The organism is Pectobacterium sp. A5351 (assembly GCF_028335745.1).
GTDB lineage: Bacteria > Pseudomonadota > Gammaproteobacteria > Enterobacterales > Enterobacteriaceae > Pectobacterium.
Window position 1 is genome coordinate 2,769,322 of sequence record NZ_CP116477.1, and the last position, 19,228, is coordinate 2,788,549.

17 protein-coding genes are annotated in these 19,228 nt (G+C 52.0%); 8 read left to right on the top strand and 9 right to left on the bottom strand.

All coding sequences use genetic code 11. The annotated features are described in order from the left end of the window. Positions 1 to 446: 446 nt before the first annotated feature. Positions 447 to 1,397 carry a transcriptional regulator LrhA gene (lrhA, locus tag O1Q74_RS12830; RefSeq protein WP_271873614.1) on the bottom strand — a complete coding sequence of 317 codons (951 nt, stop codon included), beginning with the start codon at positions 1,395 to 1,397 and terminating at the stop codon, positions 447 to 449. 501 nt (positions 1,398 to 1,898) lie between these two features. Between lrhA and O1Q74_RS12835 the strand changes: the two genes are divergently transcribed. Beyond that, positions 1,899 to 3,113, top strand: coding sequence for a pyridoxal phosphate-dependent aminotransferase (locus tag O1Q74_RS12835; RefSeq protein WP_014916029.1), 1,215 nt, complete (start codon positions 1,899 to 1,901; stop codon positions 3,111 to 3,113). A gap of 132 nt (positions 3,114 to 3,245) precedes the next feature. Beyond that, positions 3,246 to 3,845, top strand: a complete 600-nt coding sequence (gene yfbR / locus O1Q74_RS12840; RefSeq protein ID WP_271873615.1) for a 5'-deoxynucleotidase — start codon at positions 3,246 to 3,248, stop codon at positions 3,843 to 3,845. Positions 3,846 to 3,866: 21 nt separating this feature from the next. Here the strand turns inward: yfbR and O1Q74_RS12845 are convergent, their stop codons facing one another. The 4 genes from O1Q74_RS12845 to yfbV all read right to left on the bottom strand — a co-directional run bounded on the left by O1Q74_RS12845 (position 3,867) and on the right by yfbV (position 7,670). Further along, positions 3,867 to 5,699, bottom strand: coding sequence for an SLC13 family permease (locus tag O1Q74_RS12845; RefSeq protein ID WP_271873616.1), 1,833 nt, complete (start codon positions 5,697 to 5,699; stop codon positions 3,867 to 3,869). Positions 5,700 to 5,876: 177 nt separating this feature from the next. Continuing rightward, entirely contained in the window at positions 5,877 to 6,533 is a 657-nt protein-coding gene (locus O1Q74_RS12850) for a sugar phosphatase (RefSeq protein WP_271873617.1), read from the bottom strand. A 21-nt stretch (positions 6,534 to 6,554) separates the two neighbouring features. Next, positions 6,555 to 7,049, bottom strand: coding sequence for a YfbU family protein (locus tag O1Q74_RS12855; RefSeq protein ID WP_271873618.1), 495 nt, complete (start codon positions 7,047 to 7,049; stop codon positions 6,555 to 6,557). A 165-nt stretch (positions 7,050 to 7,214) separates the two neighbouring features. After that, the gene (gene yfbV / locus O1Q74_RS12860) at positions 7,215 to 7,670 is read right to left on the bottom strand and encodes a terminus macrodomain insulation protein YfbV (protein WP_271873619.1); all 456 of its coding nucleotides are present in this window, start codon (positions 7,668 to 7,670) and stop codon (positions 7,215 to 7,217) included. Positions 7,671 to 8,156: 486 nt separating this feature from the next. On the opposite strand from yfbV, the gene ackA reads away from it, so the two are divergent. After that, positions 8,157 to 9,359: an acetate kinase gene (gene ackA, locus O1Q74_RS12865; RefSeq protein ID WP_271873620.1), complete on the top strand. Its 1,203-nt coding sequence runs from the start codon at positions 8,157 to 8,159 to the stop codon at positions 9,357 to 9,359. A gap of 79 nt (positions 9,360 to 9,438) precedes the next feature. After that, entirely contained in the window at positions 9,439 to 11,577 is a 2,139-nt protein-coding gene (gene pta, locus O1Q74_RS12870; RefSeq protein ID WP_271873621.1) for a phosphate acetyltransferase, read from the top strand. 106 nt (positions 11,578 to 11,683) lie between these two features. Here the strand turns inward: pta and yfcD are convergent, their stop codons facing one another. Together yfcD and yfcE are read right to left on the bottom strand one after the other, a co-directional pair. Further along, positions 11,684 to 12,319 (bottom strand): NUDIX hydrolase YfcD, encoded by a 636-nt coding sequence (gene yfcD / locus O1Q74_RS12875; RefSeq protein ID WP_271873622.1) that lies wholly within the window; start codon positions 12,317 to 12,319, stop codon positions 11,684 to 11,686. Positions 12,320 to 12,640: 321 nt separating this feature from the next. Beyond that, positions 12,641 to 13,192, bottom strand: coding sequence for a phosphodiesterase (gene yfcE / locus O1Q74_RS12880; RefSeq protein WP_271873623.1), 552 nt, complete (start codon positions 13,190 to 13,192; stop codon positions 12,641 to 12,643). Positions 13,193 to 13,454: 262 nt separating this feature from the next. Here yfcE and yfcG point away from each other — a divergent pair, with 262 nt between their 5' ends. The 3 genes from yfcG to O1Q74_RS12895 all read left to right on the top strand — a co-directional run bounded on the left by yfcG (position 13,455) and on the right by O1Q74_RS12895 (position 15,499). Next, on the top strand, positions 13,455 to 14,081 hold the full coding sequence (yfcG, locus tag O1Q74_RS12885; protein WP_271873624.1) for a GSH-dependent disulfide bond oxidoreductase: 627 nt from the start codon (positions 13,455 to 13,457) through the stop codon (positions 14,079 to 14,081). 123 nt (positions 14,082 to 14,204) lie between these two features. After that, positions 14,205 to 14,576: a dihydroneopterin triphosphate 2'-epimerase gene (gene folX / locus O1Q74_RS12890; protein WP_271873625.1), complete on the top strand. Its 372-nt coding sequence runs from the start codon at positions 14,205 to 14,207 to the stop codon at positions 14,574 to 14,576. 17 nt (positions 14,577 to 14,593) lie between these two features. Beyond that, the gene (locus tag O1Q74_RS12895) at positions 14,594 to 15,499 is read left to right on the top strand and encodes a TIGR01777 family oxidoreductase (RefSeq protein WP_271873626.1); all 906 of its coding nucleotides are present in this window, start codon (positions 14,594 to 14,596) and stop codon (positions 15,497 to 15,499) included. A 189-nt stretch (positions 15,500 to 15,688) separates the two neighbouring features. On the opposite strand, the gene O1Q74_RS12900 is transcribed toward O1Q74_RS12895, so the two are convergent. Continuing rightward, on the bottom strand, positions 15,689 to 17,284 hold the full coding sequence (locus O1Q74_RS12900; protein ID WP_271873627.1) for an ABC transporter substrate-binding protein: 1,596 nt from the start codon (positions 17,282 to 17,284) through the stop codon (positions 15,689 to 15,691). A 206-nt stretch (positions 17,285 to 17,490) separates the two neighbouring features. Here O1Q74_RS12900 and pepT point away from each other — a divergent pair, with 206 nt between their 5' ends. Next, on the top strand, positions 17,491 to 18,720 hold the full coding sequence (pepT, locus tag O1Q74_RS12905) for a peptidase T (protein WP_271873628.1): 1,230 nt from the start codon (positions 17,491 to 17,493) through the stop codon (positions 18,718 to 18,720). A gap of 47 nt (positions 18,721 to 18,767) precedes the next feature. Here the strand turns inward: pepT and O1Q74_RS12910 are convergent, their stop codons facing one another. Further along, on the bottom strand, positions 18,768 to 19,103 hold the full coding sequence (locus O1Q74_RS12910; protein WP_271873629.1) for a YegP family protein: 336 nt from the start codon (positions 19,101 to 19,103) through the stop codon (positions 18,768 to 18,770). Positions 19,104 to 19,228 lie beyond the last annotated feature (125 nt).

Genomic DNA, 19,228 nt, shown 5'->3' on the forward strand with positions numbered 1-19,228 from the left:
TTCTCACCCGTAGCTAAATCGAGTCAGTCCTTTTGTCGGTTAACCTGCGTGCAGCTACACAGGAAGCAAGTTCACTGCGTCACTATACCATTTTCACAGAAAATGCCTGTTCCCCCATGGGGTTATTAGGGATATTTTTTGATCCAGCACACATTTTTACCAATTTAGTTAGTAAAAAAACCACGATGGTGCTGGACAAGACTGGACGCCAATTTCCATAACATTATTTTAAAAAAATAGAACCGGCGTTTTATAAAACAAGGGTAACGATTAATCTCGCTGCGCCTAGCCTATTGATGTGAAATGGAAAACGCAAAGTGGCATAGGAGTGAAGAGATCAGAGTAATAAAACACTACCAATGAGGGTTTAACACCTTAGTCATAAATCATCATCATTCGGGGTGCATCCCTACCCTCCCCGAATGATAGCTAACTCCCCATTCCGATTAGATCGCGTCCTTCAGCGACGGATCGGAAGAGAACTTTTCATCCGTGCTATTTACTAACATGCTGACAGGCGTAATGTGAGAGGGCTTCCCTGATTCAATCACATTGAAAATTGCCGTCGCCAGCTCATTCTCCTGGTTAGGGTTCTGGCAGAGGAAATAACGTGTTTCAGGCAATCTCGGTAACCCTTCTTCTTCGCCCAACACCCGCAGTTCTGGGCTCATCATTTCTACCGAACGCACGGTGATACCCATGCCGGCCTTCACCGCCGCTCGCACAGCAGAGAGCGTTGAAGCCACATAGGCGATTCTCCAGGGGATCCCTGCGGCCGTCAGTTGCTGCGTAGCCAGCGAACGGAAAGGGCTCGGCTCATCCAAAACAACCAAGGGTACAGGTTCCTGCGATCGGAACTGATAATCCGCAGCGCAATACCATAGCGTAGGGGAACTACGCAATAATACATGAGGAAACACCACTCCATTCATTGTGGTAATAACCAGATCTATTTTCCCCTGATTCAGCATTTCCATCATTTCAGCACTACGTTTTACGCTGACATTGACGGAGAGTTTCGGAAATACAGATGTCACCCGGTGTAAAATATAAGGAAGGATAGTGTCTGCAGTATCATCAGACGCTCCAATGGTCAGCGTCCCCTGAATATCGCTGTACATTAATGAAATACAGGCTTCATCATTGAATTGTAGTATTTTTCTGGCATACCCCAAAAACTGGATACCATGTTCGGTCAGCAATTTATTACGCCCGTGCCGGGCAAAAAGTTCCTTTCCGATGAGTTGCTCAAGCCGCTGCATCTGCTGGCTGACAGCCGATTGAGTCCGATTGACTGCGGTCGCCGCCGCTGCAAATGTATTTAAATCTGCAACGGCAACAAACGTCCTCAGTAAATCAAGATCGAGATTAAGTACTGGTCGATTTGCACTGGTCATACGATTTTTCACTTATCTATTTTAATTTTAACAAAATATTCCTGGTGTTTTATTACATGTACAGGTAATGACCGATACATTTAAAGACACTATCGCAGACGCACGATAAGGGCAAAAAAATACTTATATTTCGTTACCCCTATCGCCTTTCCATTGGTAAGACATCGCTAATTAAATGGCTCACCAGTCTTAATCCTTCATTCAATAACAACGACACTTTCTCTTTATTTCACCCTGCGAAATAAATACATTTCACATTTAAATAAATGAGCCTTCCCTGTCACCCTATTCTGGCGCATAAAAAATGCAGCCTGAATAGCCGTCCGCCCCCTTACCATATCGCACCATCCAACGAGTACACAACCATATAGTGCAGATGCGCAATCATTTGCAGCAAAAGCGATAATCATTCTTCAAAAGGTACTACAGGAGGAGTACATTAAGCAGGTTATGCTATTCCATATGGGAATATGCGCTCTCTGCAAAAGGTTCGTACTATTTATGTCTCCGATTGAAAAATCTAAGAAACTGGAGAACGTATGCTATGACATCCGTGGCCCAGTCTTAAAGGAAGCCAAGCGGCTTGAAGAAGAAGGTAATAAAGTCCTTAAACTGAATATTGGCAACCCTGCCCCTTTCGGCTTCGAGGCACCGGACGAAATTCTGGTCGATGTCATCCGTAACCTGCCCACGGCACAGGGCTACTGTGATTCCAAAGGCCTCTATTCGGCCCGTAAAGCCATCGTTCAACACTATCAGGCGCGGGATATGCGCGATATCACGGTTGAAGACGTCTATATTGGCAACGGTGTGTCCGAACTCATTGTGCAGTCCATGCAGGCGCTGCTTAACCCAGGCGATGAAATGCTGGTTCCTGCACCGGACTACCCGCTCTGGACCGCAGCCGTCTCCCTGTCTAACGGCAATGCCGTTCACTACCTCTGCGATGAGTCCTCCGATTGGTTCCCCGATCTGGATGATATCCGCAAAAAGATCACATCCAATACTCGCGGTATCGTGATCATTAACCCGAACAACCCAACAGGGGCCGTCTACAGCAAAGAACTGCTGTTAGATATCGTCGCGATTGCGCGCGAACATAACCTGATCATTTTCGCCGACGAAATTTACGACAAAATTCTGTATGACGATGCGCAGCACCACTCTATTGCCGCACTCGCACCGGATCTGCTGACGGTCACGTTCAACGGCCTTTCCAAGACGTATCGTGTCGCGGGCTTCCGTCAAGGCTGGATGGTACTGAACGGCCCGAAAAAGCACGCCAAAGGGTATATTGAAGGGCTGGAAATGCTGGCTTCCATGCGTTTGTGTGCTAACGTGCCGATGCAGCATGCGATTCAGACCGCTCTGGGCGGCTATCAAAGCATCAGCGAATTTATTCAGCCCGGCGGACGCCTGTACGAACAACGCAACCGCTCCTGGGAACTGATCAATCAGATCCCTGGCGTATCGTGCGTAAAACCACGCGGTGCGCTGTACATGTTCCCCCGCATTGATGCCAAACGCTTCAATATCCACGATGACCAAAAACTGGTGCTGGATCTCCTGTTACAGGAAAAAGTGTTACTGGTTCAGGGAACCGCATTTAACTGGCCTTATCCGGATCATGTCCGCATCGTCACGCTGCCGCGCATCGATGAACTGGACATGGCGATCCACAAATTAGGGCGTTTCCTCGGACACTATCACCAATAGCCCTGCTCCCTTTTCGCCGGGCAGTCATCGTCCGGCGAAAACGCGACCTTCGTTTGCATAATCCCCAGCAAGTGCCCACAATAGACGCCCACGATATCGCTAGTTCACCGTGCTGCTGTCTGAGAGAACACCATGAATCAGAGCCATTTTTTCGCTCACTTATCCCGTCTAAAGCTCATCAGCCGTTGGCCGCTCATGCGCAATGTGCGCACGGAAAACGTCTCCGAGCACAGCCTTCAGGTCGCCTTTGTCGCACATGCGCTGGCAGTCATCAAAAACCGCAAGTTCGACGGTAATCTGAATGCAGAACGCATCGCACTTCTGGCAATGTATCATGATGCCAGCGAGGTACTGACCGGCGATATGCCGACGCCCATCAAATACTACAACGCGCAGATCGCGCACGAGTACAAGAAAATAGAGAAGATTGCACAGCTGAAACTGGTTGAGATGTTACCGGAGGAGCTACAGCAGGATTATCGGATGCTGCTGGATGACAACTACACCAGCGAAGAGGAACGTGCCATCGTTAAACAGGCAGACGCGCTCTGCGCCTACCTGAAGTGTCTGGAAGAGTTATCGGCGGGCAACGCGGAATTCATGCTTGCCAAAGCGCGGCTGGAAAAAACCTTGCAACAGCGCCACAGCCCGGAAATGGACTATTTTATGACGGTCTTTGTTCCCAGTTTTAGCCTGTCACTTGACGAAATCAGCCAGGATTCTCCGTTATAGCGCACACCCGCTAGCACAGGGTCAGAACGGATACAGCCACGGTACCATCACTACGCTGACCAGCATCACCAGAACGGTAAAGGGGACGCCAACGCGCACAAAGTCCCCGAATTTATAACCACCCGGTCCCAATACCAGCGTATTCACCGGCGACGAGACGGGCGTCATAAACGCGGCGGATGCCGCAATCGCAATGATCATCGCAAACGGATACGGTGACACCCCCATCTGCTTCGCCGCAGCAATCGCAATGGGCACCATCAACACCGCTGTCGCCGTGTTGGAAATAAACAGGCCAATCGCAGCACACAACACAAACAAACACACCAGCATCACATGTGGTCCGGCGTCCCCAGCAACATCCATCAGCCCTTTAACGATCAGCGCCACACCGCCGGTTTGCTGCAATGCCAGCGCAAACGGCATCATCCCGACAATAAGAATAATGCTCGGCCAGTGAATCGCTCGGTAGGCGCTTTCCATGTCAATGCAGCGGAATTTACCCATTAGTAAACAGGCAATGAGCGCGGCGATCGCATTCGGTATTTCATCCGTCAGCATCATCGCCACCATCAACGCCAGACAAAACAGCGCATGTGGAGCCTGACTTACCGCGGGTGCGACATCATCCACTTCAGCAGGAAGATTAAGCAACAGAAAGTCGTTTTTCTGCGTGTGCAACTGCCGGATCATACGCCAGTCGCCCATCACCAGCAGAATATCACCGAGCTGGAGTGGTTCATCGGCGAGGATACCCTCCATCGCCTCACCTGCCCGGCGGATCCCCACAACACTCAGACCATAACGGCTTCGGAAGCCGACATCGTACAGCGTTTTTCCCAGCAGCTCGGAATCAGGGATCAACGAGACTTCCGCCATCCCCACATCACGCGCCTGCTCAGAAAAATATTCGCCGCGCAGCACCATCGGTTCAAGCCGCTGCGCGGTACAAAATTCACGTAAATCCACTTCCGATGCTGACATATCGATCAGCAGAACATCGTTCAGGCGAAGTTCGGTATTGCCCGCTACGCTGATCATCACGCGACGAAACTTACGCCAGCGCTCAATCCCCACCACGTTCGCCCCAAAGCGCTGACGCAGACGTAAATCATCCAGCCGGTGGCCGATAAAAGGCGAACCCGGACGAATCGCCAGCCGGCGTGCCCTGCCCGTCAGACGGTAATCACGAATCAGATCGCGGAACGTTCTTCTCTTCCACATCTCTTTTGCCGTTGCTGTCTCCGCGCCGCCAAGCCAGTAACGTGCCACCATCATATACGCCACGCCCAGCAGCAATACCACTACCCCTATCGGCGTCACGCTAAAGAACCCAAAACCTGCCACCCCTTCGCGCATCAACTCGCTGCTCACCACCATATTCGGCGGCGTCGCTACCAGTGTCATCATGCCGCTAATCAGCCCGGCGAAACTCAATGGCATCATCAATCTTCCGGGGGAAATTTTCATCCGAGCGGAAACACTCAGCACCACAGGAATAAAAATCGCGACAACCCCAGTGGAACTCATAAAGGCCCCCAGCAGCGCAACGGTGACCATCAGTAAAACCAGCATCTTCATCTCACCGCTGCCCGCCACGCGAACCAGCCAATCACCGACCTGATAAGCGACGCCGGTACGAACCAACCCCTCACCAATCACAAACAGAGCCGCAATCAATATCACATTCGGATCGCTGAACCCGACCAACGCTTCAGATAGCGTCAGCGTGCCGCTCAGTACAAACGCGATAATGACCAACAGCGCGACGACGTCCATGCGTAATTTATTGGTGGTAAACAACACAATGGCGATCAGCAACAGGGATAAAACCCAGAGAAGTTCGCTATTCAAAACGGTTCCCCTGACGGAAAAGTGCATATTGAGAGGTCTGAGTTCCGCATGCCCTAAAAAAGGAGCCAACGCGCATGCAGCTTGAAGTATGACAGGTACAGCATGCCATAAAAAAACCTCGCGGATGCGAGGTTTGATCATATTTAGTCACAGTTTTGTCATTAGGTTACAGACGACTTACTGGCGCAGAAGCACCTTAGCGCCGTTCGGTAATTTCTCTATTTCTATCTGCTCCAGCGAATCCAGGACCAGATCGACCTGATCCAGTTTTGGCGTGTCCGCTGGTGCCTTCACTGCGATGACCTTGCAGCCCGCGGCCAGACCCGATAGCACGCCCGCTGGCGCATCCTCAACGACGACACACTCTTCCGGCTTCAGCCCTAACTGCTGCGCACCAAGTAAATAGGCATCGGGGTGAGGCTTACCTTTCGCAACCTGCTCCGCCGTAATAAAGGCACGAGGCGCTGGCAACGCTCCACGGTGATGACGCGCGCTGGCTATCGGCACCGTGCCAGACGTCACAATTGCCCAGGGAATATCCAGCGCATCCAAACGATCCAACAGCGCCTTCGCACCTGGCATGGCGACAATCCCTTGCGTATCAGACGCTTCGGTTTTCTCCAGCGCATCGAACTCCTGTTGAATCGTTTCTTCGCTCTGCCCCTGAAGAAAATGGCGCAGGGATGTGATGGCCTGCTTGCCATGAATAAAATCCAGCACTTTCTGTGGTTCAATACCGTGATCTTTTGCCCAGTTAATCCACGCACGTTCTACTGCTGGCAGTGAATCGACCAGCGTACCATCGAGGTCGAACAGAAAACCTTTACACTCCACAGAAAGCCCCTTTTTCATTAATCAGGCGTTGATGATCTGTGCGATCTCAACCGCACTCAAGTGATACTGACGCGGGCAGGATTGCCAGACAGCTAGCATTCTGTTGTATTTTTCCCACATCTTCGTCTGCGCGTTAAACCCATGCGTGCCCGCATCAAACTGGGGATAGCGCCCCTCGACATGTACCATAAAGCGTACAAAACCGAGGTAGCGCGCTTCCGTTGCGGCATCAAAGCCAAGGAAGGTCAGACGTCGTTCATCCACATCCTGCTTATCTTTCAGATTGGTCCACGACACCTGCAGCGCATGGTGCATTTCCATGATGTTAATAATGGTGCGGCAGACGTCTTCGGTTAGTTCACCAAACTCACGATCCAGTTCGCGCATCTGCAAACCGTAACCACGCTCAATGATCGTTTGTAGCCGGCGATAGCGCTCGGCGTTGTCAGGATCGAGCATCGTCATCATTTTGTATTGGTTTGAAAGGATCAATCTCTGGGCATTCGTCATTTCCATGTTGCTCTCCTGAACCCTCTTTGGTGTAAGCCAATGTCGCTAAATAGGTATTAACCGCAGAATCGCATACTGAATCGTGTCACGATAGCGGTAGCCACCGCTTCTTTGATTTGAAACAGGGGAAAGAACAAAATAGCCATCAACCCTCACACAGCCTGACGCCGATCACAAATCATCAAGGAAGGTTTTATCAAGCTGGTTGAATGCCCGCTTCAGCACATCCGCCAACGTTTGGTACGTCGGCGCTTCTTCCAATGGGGCTAACGCCTGACCTGACTCCAGCAACTTATGACGAATCTCGTGAAACCACTGCGCCAGCGTCGGTGGTAAAGGCGTCACGGAACGGCGGCCAAGCCACCAAAGGCCCTGCAATGGCAGACTACAGGCAAAGAGTGCGGTGGCAATGGCCGGGCCGAGCTGGCCGACGAGCGCAATTTGCCACGTTAAGGTAAACACCGCCAGCGGCGGCATAATCCAGATGCCGAACCGCGTCGCTCGCGCCACGCGGTTTTCAGGAAAGACGGGTGCCAACTGCTTTTCTGCCGGCCACGTCTTCATGTAATGCTGCCCACGTTGGAGTAGCTGTAGCCAACTGAGTCTACTGTCTGGTTTCGTCGCCATAGCCACACCTCAACTTTACAGATAAAAAATAAAACTTTTGCACAAACCAACAACTCAAGTTGATAAGGTTAAAATATATTTTGTGTTTACCTTACGCTATCGGTATCCTAGACCGGCCTTTTGGCCGCTGTATACATACCTAAAGAGTATGACTACACGCAAGGAGTATAATTCCCTTCGCGACATAAGCGCAGCCAACGGCCATAACGCGGTTATCCATCGCTTTAAAACTGCGGTTTACATCAGGTCGACGTCACGTTGTTATAGAGACTAGTTATAAAGATTAGTTATAGAGATTCGTTGTAGCGGTTAACTGTTGTAACGATTACCCGATATAACATACGTCATCGTATCGACCCTATTTCATCATCGTGTCTGGTGTATCGCACCAAGGCATGATGTTAATCATAAATGCCAGCGGCGGCATACGATACGCTATGCCCTGTATGACATTTTTTTAACCATGTATAACAAGTAGGTACTTCCATGTCGAGTAAGTTAGTACTGGTTCTTAACTGCGGTAGTTCATCCCTGAAATTCGCCATCATTGATGCGATTAACGGAGAAGAGTACCTGTCTGGTTTAGCCGAGTGTTTCAACCTGCCTGAAGCCCGCATCAAATGGAAAATGGACGGCGGTAAACAAGACGCCGAACTGGGTGCCGGTGCTGCTCACAGCGAAGCGCTGAACTTCATCGTCAACACCATTCTGTCTCAGAAACCAGAGCTGTCAGCTCAACTGGTTGCTATCGGTCACCGTATCGTTCACGGTGGTGAAAAGTTCACCCAATCCGCGATCATCACTGATGACGTTCTTCAGGGTATCAAAGATTCCGTACCTTTTGCACCTCTGCACAACCCAGCGCATTTGATCGGTATCGAAGAAGCACTGAAATCCTTCCCACACCTGGCTGATAAAAACGTCGCTGTCTTCGACACCGCGTTCCACCAGACCATGCCGGAAGAATCTTACCTTTATGCACTGCCGTACAAACTGTATAAAGAAAACCACATCCGTCGCTACGGCTTCCACGGCACCAGCCACTACTTTGTTTCTCGCGAAGCCGCTAAAGTGCTGAACAAGCCGGTAGAAGAGCTGAACGTCATCACTTGCCACCTGGGCAACGGTGGCTCCGTTACGGCAATCCGCAACGGCGAATGCGTTGACACCTCTATGGGTCTGACGCCGCTGGAAGGTCTGGTTATGGGTACGCGCTGTGGCGATATCGACCCAGCTGTGATTTTCCACCTGCACGACGCACTGGGCATGGACATAGACAGCATCAACAAATTGCTGACTAAAGAATCCGGTCTGCAAGGTCTGACCGAAGTGACCAGCGACTGCCGTTACGTTGAAGATAACTACGAGACGAAAGCAGACGCGAAACGTGCAATGGACGTTTACTGCCACCGTCTGGCTAAGTACATCGGCTCTTACAGTGCCCTGATGGAAGGCCGTCTGGATGCCGTCATCTTCACCGGTGGTATCGGTGAAAACGCAGCAATGGTTCGTGAACTGTCGCTGAAAAAACTGGGTCTGCTGGGCTTTGACGTCGACCACGAACGTAACCTGGCAGCACGCTTCGGTAAAGGTGGCAACATCGCTAAAGATGGCACCCGTCCGGCACTGGTTATCCCGACCAATGAAGAATTGGTCATCGCTGAAGACGCTTACCGTCTGACTGCGTAAAACACGTAACTCCCAACACCGTCAGCCAAGGCTGACGGTGTTGTTTTTGACTAACGAGCAACCGTAAAGAGGTTCGGCCGTGTCCCGTATAATCATGTTGATCCCAACTGGCACCAGCGTCGGTCTGACAAGCGTCAGCCTGGGTGTCATCCGTTCCATGGAACAGAAAGGCGTTCGCCTGAGCGTGTTCAAACCTATCGCCCAGCCGCGCAGTGGCGACAATACGCCCGATCAAACGACCACCATTATTCGTGCGAATTCCGCCATCAACGCAGCCGAGCCGCTGGCGATGAGCCGTGTTGAAGCCCTGCTGAGCTCCAACCAGCAAGACGTGCTGATGGAAGAAATCATCGCGCGCTATCACGAAAATACCAAAGACGCCGAAGTCGTTCTGGTTGAAGGTCTGGTTCCTACCCGTAAGCACCAGTTTGCTAACGCATTGAACTATGAAATCGCCAAAACGCTGAACGCAGAAATCGTCTTCGTACTGGCGCTGGGTAACGACTCCCCGGCACAGCTGAAAGACCGTATCGAACTGGCGCGTTCCAGCTTCGGCGGCAGCAAAAACAAAAACATCACTGGCGTGATCATCAACAAACTGAATGCGCCGGTAGATGAGCAAGGTCGTACTCGCCCTGACCTGTCTGAAATCTTTGATGACTCCACGAAAGCCAGCGTTGCCAACATCGATCCGAAGCAGCTGTTCGCTAACAGCCCACTGCCGGTGCTGGGTTGCATTCCATGGAGCTTTGACCTGATCGCAACACGCGCCATTGATATGGCGAAGCACCTGAATGCGCGTATCATCAACGAAGGTGACATTCAAACGCGTCGCGTTAAGTCTGTGACCTTCTGCGCACGCAGCATTCCTCATATGCTGGAGCACTTCCGCCCGGGTTCACTGCTGGTGACCTCCGCCGATCGTCCTGATGTTCTGGTTGCCGCTTGTCTGGCTGCCATGAACGGCGTGGAAATCGGTGCCCTGCTGCTGACTGGCGGCTACGAAATGGATCCGAGCATTGCCAAGCTGTGCGAGCGCGCCTTCCAGACTGGCCTGCCTGTATTTATGGTCAACACCAACACCTGGCAGACCTCACTCAGCCTGCAAAGTTTCAACCTTGAAGTGCCGGCTGATGACCGCCAACGCGTTGAGAAAGTACAGGAATACGTTGCACGCCACATCGACACCCAGTGGATCGATTCTCTGAGTGCCGAGTCTGGGCGTTCACGCCGTCTGTCTCCACCAGCGTTCCGCTACCAGCTTACCGAGCTGGCGCGTAAAGCAGGCAAACGCATCGTGCTACCAGAAGGTGATGAGCCGCGTACCGTTAAAGCCGCTGCTATCTGTGCTGAACGCGGTATTGCTCACTGTGTGCTGATCGGCAACCCGGAAGAGATTCAACGTGTTGCGGCTGCTCAGGGCGTAGAACTGGGCAAAGGCATCGAAATCGTCGATCCGATTGTTGTACGTGAGCGCTATGTTGCACGTCTGGTTGAACTGCGTAAGAGCAAGGGCATGACCGAAGTGGTTGCGCGCGAACAGCTCGAAGACAACGTGGTTCTGGGTACGCTGATGCTGGAACAGGGTGAAGTTGACGGTCTGGTTTCTGGTGCCGTTCACACCACTGCTAACACCATCCGTCCGCCGTTGCAGCTGATCAAAACGGCACCGGGCAGTTCTCTGGTATCTTCTGTCTTCTTCATGCTTCTGCCTGAGCAGGTTCTGGTTTACGGCGACTGCGCCATCAACCCAGATCCAACCGCAGAGCAGTTGGCTGAAATCGCTATCCAGTCTGCTGATTCCGCTACTGCATTCGGCATCGACCCACGCGTTGCGATGATCTCTTACTCCACCGGTAACTCCGGCGCGGGTAGTGATGTAGAGAAAGTGCGTGAAGCAACCCGTCTGGCGCAGGAAAAACGTCCTGACCTGGTCATCGATGGTCCTCTGCAGTACGACGCCGCTATCATGGCAGACGTTGCACAGTCTAAAGCACCGAACTCGCCAGTTGCGGGTAAAGCGACCGTGTTCATCTTCCCTGACCTGAACACCGGTAACACCACGTACAAAGCGGTACAGCGTTCAGCCGACCTGATCTCCATCGGGCCAATGCTGCAAGGCATGCGTAAACCGGTTAACGACCTGTCTCGTGGCGCACTGGTAGACGACATCGTTTACACCGTCGCCCTGACCGCCATTCAGGCTACACAGCTCTAATCTATTCAGATGACGTTAATGCCAGCCTTCGGGCTGGCATTTTTTTGGAAGGAGAGCAAGGAAAGATGCCGCAGCGGAGAAAAAGCCGCGGCGAGGCGGGCACAAATTATTTCTGCGAATCCGTTTCCGATGGAGCAACGCTGCTGTCGTTCTCATCATGAACGACAGATGTCTCAGCAGCCTCTACCACCTCATTCAGCTTGCGTGAAATCGGCTTGCCGTATTCCCGATCGCTATAGCGCGTCAGCCACAGCGACAGGGCTTTCAGTGAGTCTGGCGTAAATTCATCGCAGCGCGCGGTGATCTCTTGCGGCGTCAGCCAGCTGACTTCATCCACTTCTTCTTCCTGTAACGCAAACGGTCCATGAGTAACGCAGCTGAACAGCCCGCCCCACACCCGGCAATTTTCGCCTTCGTAATAGAACAAGCCGTGTTCTGCGAATGGCACGCCAGCAATACCAAGTTCTTCTTCCGCTTCACGACGAGCGGATTCCAACATTTGCTCACCGCTTTGCACCACACCACCTGCGGTCGCGTCCAGCCAGCCTGGATAGAAGTCTTTGATTTTGGTCCGGCGTTGCACCAGAATTTTACCCATTCCATCATGCACAACAATGTAAGTAGCACGATGACGAAGACTCTGCGCACGCATCTGCTGACGACTTGACTGAGCAATTACCTCGTTGTTTTCATTGACGATATCAACCCACTCTGTGCCTGCTGCCTGACTTTGTTCCGCCATCCTCTGAAACCCTTTAGTATTGGCACGTTGCTACGCGCGTCTGTTTTAAATGATCGATCTTTGCTGTGAATCTTCCCTGCTACCTTGGCATTATTCAAGGTCAAAAGCAGGGTATATATCCGTCATACTTCAAGTTACATGTACGTTGGCTACGTTCAAATACTCGGCCCGTCGTGGGCCTCGCCCTGAAGGGCCGCTGCAAGCAGCGTTCAAATCTGCTTCCGGCAGATTTGTCACCCGAATCACTTACCTGAGTAAGCTCATCGGGATTCCTTCTCTTGCCGCCTTCCTGAAACTCGAATTATTTAGGATATAGCTAAATTAGTGTCTAATCGCGACCTGTGCAATAGGCTCGCCGCCGTGTAACGGCAGAACCCGCAGCGCGTCTTGTTCAAGCAAGCCATAGCTCGCGGGGAATCCCCCTTTCGGCAAGCTTACTGAGCCGGGGTTGAAGAAATAATATTCTCCGCATCGCTCAGCAACCGGTATATGGGTATGACCATACACCAGCACATCCCCCGCGCGTAACGGCGGCAGATTATCTGGATGATAAAGATGACCGTGCGTCAGGAAAAGACGGTTTTGAGGCAGTAGCACGTGTTGCCACGGTGCCGTGATCGGAAAGGTCAACAACATCTGATCAACCTCACTGTCGCAATTCCCCCGCACGGCGATGATACGTGACGCATAGGCATTCAGCCGGATAGCCACCTCTGCGGGCTGATAGTTCTCCGGCAGCGGGTTGCGCGGACCATGATTGAGAAAATCGCCCAATAAAATAAGCCAGTCGGCATGACTCTGCTCAAAGATCGCTAGCACGCGCTCAGTCGCGCTAAGAGAACCGTGTATATCAGACGCAAACATCAATTTCATCGTTATCTCCACCGCGTTTATATCCACAATGCTATACCCACAACACCCGCATCCTTCATCAGACGTAGTCTACCAAAGTTGGCAAGGCGCTTCCGGTGAAGATCGCTCAACGACGTGCGTCATCACTTATTTTCCACCCGTAGAAGTGGTAGGGTAAGAGCCCGTTCCCCAATACGCTATTCTGACAGCGCATCGCTCTCTGAAGCGATCAACTGCCATACAGTCCATGATGTTTTTCTGAATTAAAATGGAGACGTGATTCATGATTGACCTGTATTACGCACCAACCCCTAACGGGCATAAGATCACCCTGTTTCTGGAAGAAGCGAATCTCCCCTACCAGCTCCACCGCGTAAATATCAGCAAAGGCGAACAGTTCAAACCGGAGTTTTTGGCTATCTCGCCTAACAACAAGATTCCCGCGATTGTCGATACACAGCCCGCGGAAGGTGACATGCCAATTAGCCTGTTTGAATCTGGTGCGATTCTGCTGTATCTGGCGGAAAAGCACGGCGTGCTATTGAACACGTCATTACGTGAGCGTACAGCCACACTACAGTGGCTGTTCTGGCAGGTCGCTGGTTTCGGGCCGATGCTGGGGCAGAATCACCATTTTAACCACTATGCGCCTCAGCCGGTGCCCTACGCCATTGAACGCTATCAGCAGGAGACGCAACGCCTGTACCGCGTGCTGGATAAACACCTGCAAGACAGTCCGTGGCTAGCGGGAGAGCATTACAGCATCGCCGATATCGCGACGTACCCGTGGGTGGTTTCTTATGCCCGCCAGCGCGTCGACCTTAATGATTATCCGGCGGTAAAAGCGTGGTATACGCGTATTAGCGAGCGCCCAGCAACGCAACGGGCCTATCAGCTCGCCGAGCAATAAAATTCTGGCATCATCTCGTTCGGCCTTTAGGTATCTTCTGCTATGGTAATCAACATATTGTCGTTAACGATACCCTGACGCTGCGGTGTCATCGCAGTCACAGAAGCAACCGAGGGCCGAACAATGCCACATCACTATTCTGACGCCGTTATTCGTATAAAAAATCTGCGTTTGCGTACCTTCATCGGTATCAAAGAAGAGGAAATTACGAATAAGCAGGATGTGATCATCAACGTTGTGATTCACTACCCAGCAGAGCAGGCGCGCAACAGCGAGAATATCGCCGATGCGCTGAACTACCGCACCATCACCAAAAGCATTATTCGCCACGTAGAAGATAACCGCTTCGCTTTGCTGGAAAAATTAACGCAGGATGTGCTCAACATCGCCAGCGATCATGAATGGATCACCTATGCTGAAGTAGAAGTCGATAAACCGTTTGCTCTGCGATACGCCGATTCGGTTTCCATGACCCTGCGTTATCACAAGGCATAAAGATATGGGAGCGCGCGATGCAACTACTCATAACAGGCGGAACCGGCCTTATTGGCCGCCATCTTATCCAACGATTACAGCTGCTTTCCCATCACATTACGGTACTGACACGCGATCCTGAGCGCGCCCGAGGCATTCTCGGTAATCAGGTAGAGTATTGGTCAACGCTGAGTAATATCACCTCACTGAACGGCTTTGATGGCGTTATCAATCTGGCAGGCGAACCTATTGCCGATAAACGGTGGACGCCACAGCAAAAACAGCGTCTGGCAAAAAGCCGCTGGAACATCACCGAGCAGCTTGCCACGCTGATAAAAGCCAGCAGTGAACCACCTGCCGTTTTTATCTCAGGTTCTGCTGTCGGGTATTATGGCGATCAGGGAGAAGCGCTGGTTACGGAAGATGAATCTCCGGTTGATGAATTCACGCATCACCTGTGCGCCCGCTGGGAAGCGCTGGCGCAGTCTGCCGAAAGCGATAAAACCCGCGTCTGCCTGCTGCGCACTGGCATTGTTCTTGCGGCACAGGGCGGTGCACTGGCAAAAATGCTGCCGCTTTTCCGGCTCGGGCTTGGCGGGCCGATGGGTTCTGGCAAGCAATATATGCCGTGGATTCATATTGATGACATGGTTAACGGTATTATTTACCTGCTGGACCAGCCGATATTGAGCGGCCCCTTCAACATGGTTGCGCCCTATCCGGTCCATAATGAGCAATTCTCCGCCACGCTGGCACACGTCCTGGATCGCCCCGGTTTTCTACGAGCACCCGCTTTTGCGATCAAATTGCTGATGGGAGAAGCCTCGACGCTGGTCTTGGGCGGACAACGCGCCATCCCGCAGCGGTTAGAAGCCGCAGGCTTTGGTTTCCGTTTCTTCGAGCTGGAAGAAGCCCTACAGGACGTCATCAAAAAACCGAGCTGATAACTATCCATCTCAGGTTGCTGGTAGCCTTTTCGCAGAACGGGAACGATGATAATGGGATAGAAGAGTAAAGCGTCCGCGCCAAGGACAAAAACGCTTTACTCTTCTATTCCGTTACTCCCGTTTTCGTTCGACGAATAAGTTTGTCAACGCTCTGGATCCGGCACGCAGTGCCGGACTCTCAGCGTCTTATTTCTTCACATCGACCTGATAGAAAATATGCTTCCCGAATGGATCGACTTCATAGCCGGTCACTTCCTTGCGGACTGGCTCAAAGATGGTGGAATGCGCAATCATGACGGCGGGTGCCTGATCGTGCATCATCTGCTGCGCCTGCTTGTACAGGGCAATACGCTGCTCGTGATCTTGTGAAGCGCGCGCTTCGGTAATGATTTTATCAAACGGTGCATAACACCATTTTGCCGAGTTGGAACCCCCGTTGGTCGCCGTGCAGGTAAAGAGCGGCCCGAAGAAGTTATCAGGATCGCCCGTCGCCGTTGTCCAGCCCATCAATGCCGCCTGATGCTCGCCGCTTTTCACCCTTTTCAGGTATTCCCCCCACTCGAAGGTGACAATCTTGGCCTGCACACCGACTTTCGCCCAATCGGCCTGAATCATCTCCGACATACGGCGGGCGTTCGGGTTATACGGACGCTGCACCGGCATCGCCCACAGTTCGATCGTAGTGCCCTCCACCAGGCCCGCTTCTTTCAGTAACGCCTTCGCCTTCTCAGGATCGTAGTCATAGTCCTTCAGATCGCTGTCGGCACTCCAGACACCCGGCGGCAGCAGGTTTTTCGCCGCCGTGCCGGTTCCCTGAAAAACGGCTTCGATAATCGCCGGTTTGTTAATCGCCATCGTTAACGCCTGCCGCACTTTCACATTATCAGTCGGCGCTTTTTGGGTGTTAAATGACAGGAAACCGGTATTCAATCCGGCCTTTTGCATCAGCACGATATCTTTGTTCTCTTTCATGCGCGGCAAGTCGGCAGGATTAGGGAACGGCATCACCTGACATTCATTCTTTTCCAGCTTGGCATAACGCACAGAAGCGTCCGGCGTGATGGTGAAAATCAGCCGATCCAGTTTCGCTTTGCCTTCCCAATAAGCAGGAAACGCCTTAAACAGAATGCGGGAATCTTTTTGATACTGAGCCAATTCAAAAGGTCCGGTGCCAATTGGCTCCATATCCACGCGTTCCGGCGTCCCGGCTTTGAGCATCGCGTCGGCATATTCCGCAGAGAGAATAGACGCGAAGTACCAGGCTAAATCGGCCAGAAACGGCGCTTCCGCATGGGAGAGCGTAAAGCGCACCGTATGGTCGTCCACTTTTTCGATGCTCTGAATCAGCGAACCAAAGGACAAACTTTCAAAATTGGCATAAGTGCCTTTTGAGACGCTGTGGTAAGGGTGCTGCGGGTCTTTTTGCCGCATGAAGGAGAAAACCACATCGTCGGCGGTAAAATCACGCGAGGGTTTGAAAAATTTGTTGCTCTGGAACTTCACGCCTTTACGCAGATGAAAGGTATACACGCGTCCATCGGCACTGATGTCCCAACGCTCTGCCAGACTCGGCACCAGCTCCGTGGTGCCCACTTTGAAATCCACCAGACGGTTATAAATCGGCACCGCACTAGCATCCACGCTAGTGCCAGAGGTGTAAAGCTGCGGATTAAAATTTTCCGGCGATCCTTCAGAGCAATACACCAGTGTGTTAGCCGATGCCGCAGAAGCGACCGCCAGCGTCAACGCGGCTAATGTGAATCGTATTCCTGTTTTTTTCATTCCAGTCCTCGCTTGTAGTGTTATTCGTGTCCCATTTAGTGTTATTCGTGTCCCGTTTACTGCATTTGCTTTCTGACTGCCGCTGTCTGAAATAGAAAAGCATGGCAATAAAATGACAAATAAAACCCTCGAATGAAATAATTTCTACGTTAGGATAATAATTAACGCTATCACTGAATAAACGTACTGAATAAAAAGGATTCGTTATGACAGACAGTCTGGCTCATCAGCTCAGCACGCGTTTTTACCGTTACCTCGCCATTACCAGCCAAAGCGATGCCAGCTCGACAACGTTGCCCAGTACCCCGGAACAGCATGAGATGGCGCGAGTGCTGGCGGACGAACTGCGTGCGCTGGGTTTGCAAGATGTCGTGATTGATGAGCATGCCACCGTAACAGCCGTGAAACCGGGCAACTGTCCGTCCGCGCCGCGCATCGGTTTTATTACCCATATCGATACGGTGGACGTCGGCCTGTCGCCGCATATTCACCCGCAGACGCTGCACTTTACCGGTGAAGACCTGTGCCTGAATGCCAAACAGGACATCTGGTTGCACACGGCGGAACACCCGGAAATTCTGCCGTATGTTGGGCAGGACATTATATTCAGCGATGGCACCAGCGTACTCGGCGCGGACAACAAGGCCGCCGTTACCGTGGTGATGACACTCATGGAGAATCTGAGCGACGCCACGCCGCACGGCGATATCGTGGTGGCCTTTGTGCCGGACGAAGAAATTGGGCTGCGCGGTGCGAAAGCGCTCGATCTCAAACGCTTCGATGTCGATTTTGCCTACACCATCGACTGCTGCGAACTGGGTGAAGTAGTGTATGAGAACTTCAATGCGGCCTCGGCGGAAATTCGCTTTACCGGCGTGCCAGCGCACCCGATGTCGGCAAAAGGCGTGTTGGTCAATCCGCTGCTCATGGCGCACGATTTTATCAGCCAGTTTGATCGCCAGCAGACGCCGGAGCACACCGAGGGGCGTGAAGGCTATGTCTGGTTTAACGATCTGACGGCAAATGCCAATGAAGCGAAGCTCAAAGCGTCTATCCGCGATTTTGATTTAGCCACGTTTGAACAACGTAAGCGGCAGATCGGCGCAATTGCCGACAAGATTGCTGCCCAGTACCCGACGGGCAGCGTGACCTATACCCTCACCGATATCTACAGCAATATCAGCAACGCCATCACCGACGATCGCCGGGCTATCGACCTGCTGTTTGCCGCACTGGACACACTGGGTATTGAACCCAAAGTGACGCCAATGCGTGGCGGCACGGACGGCGCTGCGCTGTCCGCCAAAGGGGTGCTGACGCCGAACTTCTTTACCGGCGCACACAATTTCCACTCGCGGTTTGAGTTTTTACCCGTGCCGTCATTTGTGAAATCGTATGAAGTGGCATTGCATTTATGCCTGCTAGCAGCGAAATAATCGCCTAGTCTCTTGACGAAACGGGGCAAGAATACCCCGTTTTTATTTTATTCCGTTAGATCGATGGTGGAGGCACCTGGTGCGTTCTTTTTCACCGACTCAATGCCATTTTCACGCGCCTGCACAGAACTGTAAGTTTCACTACGACCAATGACCTGATGGTTCGCCGCTTTCAAGGTGAAGTAAGGGGAACCGTCTTTGGCCGTCAAACGCTCATAACGCGCGTCGTGTGGCGCATTATCTTTGACCGACTCAATGCCGTTTTTCACATTGGCTTTCGACGTATAACCTTCGCTCGCCAAAATCGGCTCACCATTTCCCGCCTTAAGGCGAAAATAAAACTGGCTATTCTTGCCACTAAAAATTTCGAATTTCGCACTCATCTTAACCCCCAAAGAATCATCTACAGGCGAAAGTGCCTGAGTAAAGCGTAGCGATGAATGACAAAGCGTCAACTTGCTGCAGGGGGGGTTATTATCTCGAGATACGGATTTGACCGCACAGTCGG